The sequence below is a fragment of the Oleiphilus sp. HI0128 genome, assembly GCF_001635365.1.
On the sequence record NZ_LWGG01000729.1, the window covers coordinates 1 to 10,475 of the forward strand.

Below are 10,475 nucleotides of genomic sequence, written 5' to 3' on the forward strand. Positions count from 1 at the left end.
ATGACCAAGATCGGATCATTTCTGGAGACGACAAGCCAATACGAATTGAGTCGAATTCCTGAGTTTGATTTTGGTTTTTTAATAGGTTTAATAAATCTTTCATCGGTTTTGCTCCAATTGGAGTTATCTATCCGCGAACGCTTCATCTAGAAGCGCTCGCCTCCGCGTAATTGTTGCTCAGGACTCCGGTGTATGTGTGGTTGCAGATCGAGGTGGTGTAATCGAACGTGTCGATGCAGGCCGAATTGTTGTTCGTGTTAACGATGATGAGACTGCACAAGGCGACGCAGGTGTAGATATCTACAACCTAACGAAATATGTTCGTTCAAACCAAAATACTTGTATAAATCAACAGCCTTTGGTTAAGCAGGGTGAGCAAATTTCTCGTGGTGACGTACTTGCTGATGGTCCTTCGGTTGATATGGGTGAGCTGGCTTTGGGTCAGAACATGCGTATCGCCTTTATGCCTTGGAACGGTTACAACTTTGAGGATTCGATCCTTGTATCTGAGCGTGTAGTTCAAGAAGACCGTTTCACAACTATCCATATTCAGGAATTGACTTGTGTTGCGCGTGATACCAAGTTAGGTAGCGAAGATATTACTGCCGATATTCCGAATGTTGGTGAGAACGCACTTTCCAAGCTGGATGAGTCGGGTATCGTTTATATCGGTGCTGAGGTGGGTGCTGGTGATATTCTTGTTGGTAAGGTAACACCTAAGGGCGAAACCCAGTTAACGCCTGAAGAAAAGCTACTTAGAGCAATCTTCGGTGAAAAAGCATCTGATGTTAAGGATACTTCACTGCGAGTTTCTACAGGAACGCGTGGTACGGTAATCGACGTTCAGGTCTTTACTCGTGACGGTGTTGAGAAAGATCAGCGTTCGAAAGATATTGAAAACGATCAGCTTGATAAGTTCCGTAAAGATTTGAAAGATGAGTATCGCATTGTTCAGGGCGCAACTTATGAGCGTCTTACAAAAGCTTTGCTTGGTCAGTCTGTAATTTCTGCGCCAGGTTTGAAGAAGGGCGATACCCTTAGTGAAGATTACCTTAAAGGCTTAGAGCCTAGCGATTGGTTCACAATTCGTATGTCTGAAGACTCTCTAAATGAGATGTTGGAGAAGGCAGAGGCGCAATTGGAAGATCGTCGTAAAGATCAGGAAGAGCGCTTCGAAGTTAAGAAGGGTAAGCTTCAGACTGGTGATGATCTCGCACCGGGTGTACTGAAAATAGTTAAGGTTTACGTTGCGATCAAACGTCGTATTCAGCCTGGTGATAAGATGGCTGGACGACACGGGAACAAGGGTGTTATCTCGGTTATTATGCCAGTTGAAGATATGCCATATGATGAGCATGGTAACCCAGTAGATATTGTACTTAACCCGCTAGGTGTTCCGTCTCGAATGAACGTCGGTCAGGTACTGGAAACACACTTGGGTTGTGCTGCAAAAGGTCTTGGTAAGAAAATTGACCTTATGATTAAACAGCAGAAAGAAGTGCAAGAACTACGTGGCCTACTGGATCAAATCTATAACGGTGTTGCTGATAAGAAAGAAGCGTTGGATACCTTTAGTGATGAAGAGATTCTAGAGCTGGCACATAACCTTCGCGGTGGTGTTCCAATGGCGACTCCTGCTTTTGATGGTGCGAAAGAGTCTCAGATTAAAGAGCTTCTTCGTCTAGCCGGTCTTGATGATAGTGGTCAGGTTCAATTATATGATGGTCGTACTGGGGACTCTTTTGATCGTCCAGTTACCGTTGGCTATATGTATATCCTTAAGTTGAACCACTTGATTGATGACAAGATGCACGCTCGTTCTACGGGTTCATACAGCCTTGTTACTCAGCAGCCATTGGGCGGTAAAGCTCAGTTTGGTGGTCAGCGCTTCGGTGAGATGGAAGTATGGGCGCTAGAAGCTTACGGTGCTGCTTATACGCTACAGGAAATGCTTACGGTTAAATCTGATGATGTTAACGGCCGTACCAAGATGTATAAGAACATCGTTGATGGTGATCACCGTATGGAGCCTGGCATGCCAGAATCATTCAACGTACTTGTTAAAGAAATTCGCTCGCTTGGTATTGATATCGAGCTGGAATCAGAGTAGTTCGCAAGTCAATACAAACAATTACGCGGAGGCGAGCGCTTCTAGATGAAGCGTTCGCGGATAGATAACTCCAATTGGAGCAAAACCGATGAAAGATTTATTAAACCTATTAAAAAACCAAAATCAAACTCAGGAATTCGACTCAATTCGTATTGGCTTGTCGTCTCCAGAAATGATCCGATCTTGGTCATACGGTGAAGTTAAGAAGCCAGAAACGATTAACTATCGTACATTCAAGCCAGAGCGTGATGGCTTATTTTGTGCCAAAATTTTCGGTCCTATCAAGGACTATGAGTGCTTGTGTGGTAAGTACAAGCGCCTTAAGCATCGTGGTGTAATTTGTGAGAAGTGTGGTGTAGAAGTTGCGCTTGCTAACGTAAGACGTGACCGTATGGCTCATATCGAACTAGCTAGCCCAGTTGCTCACATCTGGTTTTTGAAGTCTTTGCCGTCACGTATTGGTATGCTTTTAGATATGACTTTGCGTGATATCGAGCGAGTATTGTATTTCGAATCATACATGGTTATTGATCCGGGTATGAGTACGCTTGAGCACGGTCAGCTACTTAGTGACGAACAATATTACGAGGCACTTGAAGAGTTCGGTGATGAGTTCGACGCTAAGATGGGTGCAGAAGCGATTCAAAGCTTACTGCAGAACATCAATCTAGAAGAAGAGATTGAGCGTTTAAGAGAAGAGATTCCAGCGACTAACTCAGAAACAAAAATTAAGAAGCTATCTAAGCGTCTTAAATTATTAGAGTCTTTCCACAGCTCAGGCAATAACCCTGAGTGGATGGTCTTGAAGGTGTTGCCTGTACTTCCACCAGATCTTCGTCCTTTGGTTCCCCTGGATGGCGGTCGTTTTGCGACGTCTGATCTGAACGACCTTTATCGTCGAGTGATCAATCGTAACAATCGTTTGAAGCGACTACTAGAGCTGAGCGCACCAGATATCATTGTTCGTAACGAAAAACGTATGTTGCAAGAATCTGTGGACGCATTGCTAGATAACGGCCGTCGTGGTCGTGCTATCACTGGTTCAAACAAGCGTCCTCTTAAGTCTTTGGCTGACATGATCAAAGGTAAGCAGGGTCGTTTCCGCCAGAACCTTCTTGGTAAGCGTGTTGATTACTCTGGTCGTTCGGTGATCGTTGTTGGTCCTAGCCTTCGTTTGCATCAGTGTGGTTTGCCTAAGAAAATGGCACTTGAGCTATTTAAACCATTTATCTTCTCTAAGCTTGAGCATCGTGGTTTAGCTACGACCATCAAAGCGGCGAAGAAGATGGTTGAGCGTGAAACACCTGAAGTATGGGACATTCTTGCTGAAGTAATTCGTGAGCACCCGGTAATGTTGAACCGTGCACCGACACTTCACCGTTTGGGTATTCAGGCATTTGAGCCGGTATTGATCGAAGGTAAAGCGATCCAGTTACACCCACTAGTTTGTGCGGCATATAACGCTGACTTTGATGGTGACCAAATGGCGGTACACGTTCCTCTGACGCTAGAAGCTCAGTTGGAAGCGCGTGCCTTAATGATGTCTACTAACAATATTCTTGCGCCTGCGAATGGTGAGCCAATTATAGTTCCTTCCCAAGATGTTGTACTAGGTTTGTACTATATGACACGTGAGCGTATAAACGCTCAAGGTGAAGGTATGGTTTTCTCTGATATTAAAGAGGTTCAGAGAGCATACGGTGCGAAAAAAGTTCACTTGCAGGCGAAAGTAAAAGTTCGTCTTACAGAGGTTACCAAAGATGAAGACGGTAACAATGTAAGCAAGTCGTTGATTGCAGATACGACAGTTGGTCGAGCAATGTTGTTCGATATTCTTCCTGATGGCTTACCATTTGATTTAGTTAACCGCCCGATGGTTAAAAAGGCGATCTCTAAGTTGATCAATACTGCATATCGCGTATGTGGTTTGAAAGATACGGTAATCTTCGCAGACCAGCTTATGTATTTAGGCTTTTCTCAAGCGACGTTTTCTGGCTCATCTATCGGTGTTAACGACTTCGTTATACCTGATGAGAAATATACGATTATCGATGCGTCTTCTGCTGAAGTAAAAGAGATCGAGACTCAGTTTGCCTCAGGTCTTCTGACGCACGGTGAGAAATACAACAAGGTTATCGATATCTGGGCGAGAGCTAACGATAAAGTCGCTAAAGCGATGATGGATAATCTCGGTAAAGATACCGTCGTTGATCGTGAAGGTAAGACGGTTGAGCAAGACTCATTTAACTCAGTCTTTATGATGGCTGACTCAGGCGCAAGGGGCTCGGCTGCACAGATTCGTCAGCTAGCTGGTATGCGTGGTTTGATGGCTAAGCCGGATGGTTCGATCATCGAAACGCCAATCACAGCAAACTTCCGTGAAGGTTTGAACGTACTTCAGTACTTCATCTCTACTCACGGTGCTCGTAAAGGTTTGGCGGATACGGCATTGAAGACTGCAAACTCCGGTTACCTAACTCGTCGTTTGGTTGACGTTGCCCAGGATCTTGTTGTGACCAATGATGATTGTGGCACCAAAGAAGGTCTGTTAATGACGCCAATGATTGAAGGTGGTGATGTTGTTGTACCACTAGGTGATCGTGTATTGGGTCGTGTTGCAGCAAAAGATATCTTTGCACCGGGTGATTTAGAAAATGTTGTTCTGCCTGTTGGCACCTTCTTGGATGAAAAGAAGGTATCCGAACTAGAAAAGGCAGGTGTTGATGAAGTATGGGTTCGCTCAGCGATTACCTGTGATACTCGACACGGTGTTTGTGCCCAGTGCTACGGTCGTGACTTGGCTCGTGGTCATGTTGTTAATAAGGGTGAGGCTGTTGGTGTTATCGCTGCGCAGTCAATCGGTGAGCCGGGTACACAGTTAACGATGCGTACTTTCCACATCGGTGGTGCGGCGTCTAGATCATCTGCAGTAGATAATATTCAGGTTAAGCATGGTGGTAAGATCCGCCTGCATAATATGAAGTCGATTGAGCGTAAAGACGGCTGCCTAGTTGTAACCTCTCGCTCTTCTGCGCTAGCAGTAGCTGATGAGCATGGTCGCGAGCGTGAGTGGTATAAGCTTCCTTACGGTGCTGTGATCTCGGCTAAAGACGGTGACAAGATCGAAGCGGGTGGTGTGGTTGCTAAGTGGGATCCACATACGCACCCAATCATTACCGAAAATGGTGGTAAGGCTCAGTTCGTTGGAATGGAAGAGGGTATTACTGTAACGACTCAAACTGATGAGTTAACAGGTCTATCCAATATCCAGATTATCGATCCGAAAGATCGTCCATCTTCAGGTAAAGATATTCGTCCAATGGTTCAGCTTGTGGATGAAGATGGTAACCCTGTCTTGTTACCAGGTACAGATAATCCGATTCAGGTATTCTTGCCAGCTAACGCTTTGTTAAATATGCGTGATGGCGACATGGTTGAAGTAGGCGACGTCTTGGCTCGTATTCCTCAAGAGTCATCTAAGACTCGTGATATCACAGGTGGTCTACCGCGAGTAGCTGACTTGTTCGAGGCGCGTAAGCCTAAAGAGCCTTCTATCTTGGCTGAAATTTCTGGTGTTGTTAGTTTCGGTAAAGAGACTAAGGGCAAGAAGCGATTAGTGATTACGCCTAAAGATGGTGCTGAGCCGTATGAAGCATTGATTCACAAGTATCGCCAGTTGAACGTATTCGAAGGCGAAACAGTAGAAAAGGGTGAGGTTATCTCGGATGGACCTTCTAACCCGCACGATATTTTGCGCCTACTGGGTGTTGTGGAGCTATCTAAATACATCACTAACGAAGTGCAGGACGTTTACCGTTTGCAGGGTGTTGTAATTAACGATAAGCATATCGAAGTTATCGTGCGCCAGATGTTGCGTAAAGTTGAGATTACGCAGTCTGGTGATACTGACTTGATCAAGGGTGACCAGGTTGAGTATGTGAAGTTCTTGGAAGCTAATGAAGAGGCTGATTCGAACGACAAGATGCCTGCGCAGTGTGAGCGTCAGTTGTTGGGTATTACCAAAGCTTCGCTTGCAACTGAGTCGTTTATCTCTGCTGCATCGTTCCAGGAAACAACGCGCGTACTGACTGAAGGTGCGGTGACAGGTAAGCGTGACTACTTACGTGGCTTGAAAGAGAACGTGGTAGTGGGCCGTTTGATCCCGGCAGGTACAGGTTTGGCTTACCACTCAGAGCGTAAGCGTAAGAAAGATCAGAAGTTGGCACCTATCGCTGAAGAGGGCTTGGGTGTAAGTGCACAGGATGTTGTTGCAGCATTGAGTGCCGAGCTTAATAAGCAGTAATTGCTTGTTAAGTAAGTGGATGCAGGTGCGGTGAACAAAAAATCACCGCATTGCTTGACAGTTGAGGGGGGCGTCATTAGACTTGCGCCCCTCAACTTTATTGTGCCAGCAATTTCGGCATAGTAGTTTGACGTTTTGTAATGAAACGGTTTTTAAAAATATAGATATTGGAGTTTGCTTACATGGCAACGATTAATCAGTTGGTACGTAAGCCTCGTAAACGTGTAGTCGCGAAAAGTGACGTACCCGCGTTGCAGGCTTGTCCTCAACGTCGAGGCGTTTGTACTCGTGTATACACTACGACACCTAAGAAGCCAAACTCGGCTTTGCGTAAGGTTTGTCGTGTTCGTCTAACGAACGGTTACGAGGTTACATCGTATATCGGTGGTGAAGGCCATAACCTACAAGAGCACAGCGTTGTTCTTATTCGTGGTGGTCGTGTTAAAGATTTGCCTGGTGTTCGTTATCACACAGTTCGTGGTAGCTTGGATACTTCAGGTGTTGCAGATAGACGTCAGGGTCGTTCTAAATACGGTGCTAAGCGTCCTAAGGGATAGTCTTAGGTCTGTCTGAAAGCGTTAATTGTCATAAATATTTCAATTAACAATGAGATAATTGATTGAAGGATAAGAGTAAGGTCGGACTGGCGAAATATTTCGTTTTATGTCTGAGCGAACCTGAAGACCTTTGATGTTAAAAGAGGGCTTGTCATGCCAAGAAGAAGAGTCGTAGCAAAACGCGAGATACTTCCAGATCCTAAATTTGGAAATCAAACGCTTGCAAAGTTTATGAACCACGTAATGGTTCATGGTAAAAAATCCGTAGCAGAGAAAATTGTATACGGTGCATTAGATGCTGTTAAAGCAAAGGGTCATGAAGATCCTTTAGAGCTGTTTGATAAAGCGCTAGAGTCTATCCAGCCAATGGTAGAGGTTAAGTCTCGCCGTGTTGGTGGTGCTACTTATCAGGTTCCAGTTGAAGTTCGTCCGGCTCGTCAGGTAGCGCTAGCAATGCGTTGGTTGGTGGACTACTCTCGTAAGCGTGGCGAAAAGTCTATGGCTTTGCGTCTAGCGGGTGAGATTATCGATGCAGCCGAAGGTAAGGGTGCAGCGGTTAAGAAACGTGAAGATGTTCACAAGATGGCCGAAGCAAACAAGGCTTTCTCTCACTACCGTTTCTAAGGTATACGAGTGTTATATGGCCTGCATTTTATGCGGGCCTTTTTGGGTTTAAGAGGATAAAAAATTGGCACGTAAGACTCCAATTTCCAGGTATAGAAATATTGGTATTTGTGCGCACGTTGATGCTGGTAAAACAACGACAACGGAGCGAGTTCTTTTCTATACAGGCTTGTCGCATAAAATAGGTGAAGTGCACGATGGTGCGGCGACAATGGATTGGATGGAGCAGGAGCAAGAGCGAGGTATCACGATAACCTCTGCTGCGACCACGTGTTTCTGGTCGGGAATGCAGCAACAGTTTGATCAGCATCGCGTGAATATTATCGATACGCCTGGGCACGTTGACTTTACAATTGAAGTAGAGCGCTCGCTCCGCGTGCTTGATGGTGCGGTTGTGGTTTTGTGTGGTTCGTCAGGTGTGCAGCCGCAAACTGAAACGGTCTGGCGGCAGGCTAATAAATATGAAGTGCCGCGCATGGTCTTTGTTAATAAGATGGACCGAACAGGTGCTGACTTCCGAATGGTAGTCGAACAGTTAAAAGATCGTCTAGGTGCTACGCCAGTGCCTCTGCAAATGACAATTGGTGCAGAGGACGAGTTTAAAGGTGTGGTTGACCTGATTAAGATGAAAGCTATTTTATGGAACGAAGCTGATCAGGGTATGACCTTTGATTACGCAGAGATTCCTGAAGATCTGCTGGATGAGTGTGAGGAGATGAGAGAGTTTCTTGTTGAGTCCGCTGCAGAGGCGGATGATGACTTGATGGAGCTTTATTTAGAAGGTGAGCAGCTTTCTGAGCAGCAAATAAAGCAGGCGATTCGCAAGCGTACGTTGGCGAATGAGATTGTGCCGGTTATTGGCGGTTCTGCTTTTAAGAATAAAGGTGTTCAGGCGATGCTTGATGCTGTTGTTGAGTACCTGCCGTCTCCTGAAGAGGTTAAAGCGATCGAGGGTGTGCTTGATGATGACGAGACTGTTGAGTCTCGAGAGGCTGATGATTCTGCTCCATTTTCTGCTCTTGCGTTTAAGATTGCGACGGACCCCTTTGTTGGTACTCTGACTTTCTTTAGGGTCTACTCTGGATCGCTAAAAACCGGCGATACCGTGTATAACCCAGTTAAGGGTAGGAAGGAGCGCATTGGTCGAATGGTGCAGATGCATGCAAATGACCGAGAAGAAATAAAAGAAGTATTGGCTGGAGATATTGCAGCTGCGGTCGGCCTTAAGGATGTTACTACTGGCGAAACGCTATGTAATATTGAGAACAAGATTACGCTTGAGCGTATGGAGTTTCCAGAGCCTGTAATTTCGGTTGCAGTGGAGCCTCGTACGCAGGCAGACCAGGAAAAGATGGGTGTTGCCCTAGGTAAGCTTGCGCAGGAAGATCCTTCGTTTAGAGTAAAAACCGATGAAGAGACGGGCCAGACGATTATCTCCGGAATGGGCGAATTGCACCTGGATATCATCGTTGATCGCATGAAGCGTGAGTTCAGTGTTGAGGCAAATATTGGTAAGCCGCAGGTGGCTTACCGTGAAGCGATTAAAAATATTAGTGATATTGAAGGTAAATTTGTTCGTCAGTCAGGTGGGCGTGGTCAGTATGGGCATGTTTGGCTTAAGTTTGAGCCCTTAGCGGATGGCGAAGAAGGTTTAGAGTTTGTAAATGAGATTGTTGGTGGTGCTGTGCCGCGTGAGTTTATCCCGGCAGTTGAAAAGGGTATCGCAGAGCAGATGCAAAACGGTATTCTGGCTGGTTATCCGTTGCTAGGTTTGAAGGCGACGCTCTATGACGGCTCTTTTCATGATGTCGACTCTAATGAAATGGCATTTAAAATTGCTGCTAGTATGGCGACTAAAAAGTTGGCATCAGAAGGTGGTGCGGTATTGCTTGAGCCGGTTATGAAGGTTGAAGTGGTAACGCCAGAAGAGAATATGGGAGATGTGGTTGGTGACTTAAATCGTCGCCGAGGTCTCATACAGGGTATGGAAGAGAGCGCCGCTGGTAAGGTGGTTAATGCTGAAGTTCCCTTATCTGAAATGTTCGGATACGCAACAGATTTGCGATCCGCAACACAGGGTCGCGCAACCTACGCGATGGAGTTTTTGACTTATTCAGAAGCGCCAAAAGCGGTTGCAGAAGTGATTATTAATAAATCGTAGTCTTAATTAAACTAAAGTCGGTAGCATAGAAAAAGGGGTGTAACCGTGGCTAAAGAAAAATTTGAACGTAATAAACCGCACGTTAACGTAGGTACTATTGGTCACGTTGACCATGGTAAAACAACTTTGACAGCAGCGCTAACGCGTGTATGTGCAGAAGTATTCGGTGGTGAGAAGGTTGATTTCGCAAACATCGATAATGCACCAGAGGAAAGAGAGCGTGGTATCACTATCGCGACGTCTCACGTTGAGTATGATTCAACTGATCGTCACTACGCTCACGTTGACTGCCCAGGGCACGCCGATTATGTTAAAAACATGATCACAGGTGCTGCTCAGATGGATGGTGCTATCTTGGTTTGTGGTGCGACTGATGGTCCTATGCCTCAGACTCGTGAGCACATCCTTTTGTCTCGTCAGGTAGGTGTACCTTACATTGTAGTATTCTTGAACAAGGCTGACTTGTTGGCTGAAGACTGTGGTGGTGCAGGTTCAGAAGAATACAACGAGATGCTTGAATTGGTTGAAATGGAAATTCGTGAGTTGCTAGACACTTATGAGTTCCCAGGTGATGATACGCCAATTATCGCAGGTTCTGCTTTGATGGCATTGAACGGCGAAGATGATAACGAGCTAGGTACAACTGCTGTTAAGAAGTTGGTTGAGTCGCTAGATTCTTATATTCCAGAGCCAGAGCGTGCTGTAGATCAGCCATTCCTA

At 45.6% G+C, this 10,475-nt stretch carries 5 protein-coding genes and 1 pseudogene; all 6 read left to right on the plus strand.

What is annotated here, in order from left to right:
* Positions 1-172: 172 nt before the first annotated feature.
* Positions 173-2,110, plus strand: a pseudogene (gene rpoB / locus A3763_RS09095) (DNA-directed RNA polymerase subunit beta); the annotation flags it as partial.
* An 88-nt stretch (positions 2,111-2,198) separates the two neighbouring features.
* On the plus strand, positions 2,199-6,413 hold the full coding sequence (gene rpoC / locus A3763_RS09100; RefSeq protein ID WP_068553379.1) for a DNA-directed RNA polymerase subunit beta': 4,215 nt from the start codon (positions 2,199-2,201) through the stop codon (positions 6,411-6,413).
* Positions 6,414-6,595: 182 nt separating this feature from the next.
* Positions 6,596-6,970, plus strand: a complete 375-nt coding sequence (gene rpsL / locus A3763_RS09105; RefSeq protein ID WP_068456027.1) for a 30S ribosomal protein S12 — start codon at positions 6,596-6,598, stop codon at positions 6,968-6,970.
* Positions 6,971-7,123: 153 nt separating this feature from the next.
* The gene (gene rpsG / locus A3763_RS09110) at positions 7,124-7,594 is read left to right on the plus strand and encodes a 30S ribosomal protein S7 (RefSeq protein ID WP_068509920.1); all 471 of its coding nucleotides are present in this window, start codon (positions 7,124-7,126) and stop codon (positions 7,592-7,594) included.
* Positions 7,595-7,658: 64 nt separating this feature from the next.
* Positions 7,659-9,755 carry an elongation factor G gene (gene fusA / locus A3763_RS09115; RefSeq protein WP_068509922.1) on the plus strand — a complete coding sequence of 699 codons (2,097 nt, stop codon included), beginning with the start codon at positions 7,659-7,661 and terminating at the stop codon, positions 9,753-9,755.
* Between the two features lie 45 nt (positions 9,756-9,800).
* Positions 9,801-10,475, plus strand: a 675-nt coding sequence (locus tag A3763_RS09120) for a GTP-binding protein (RefSeq protein ID WP_156495026.1), incomplete at its 3' end; no start/stop codon positions are given.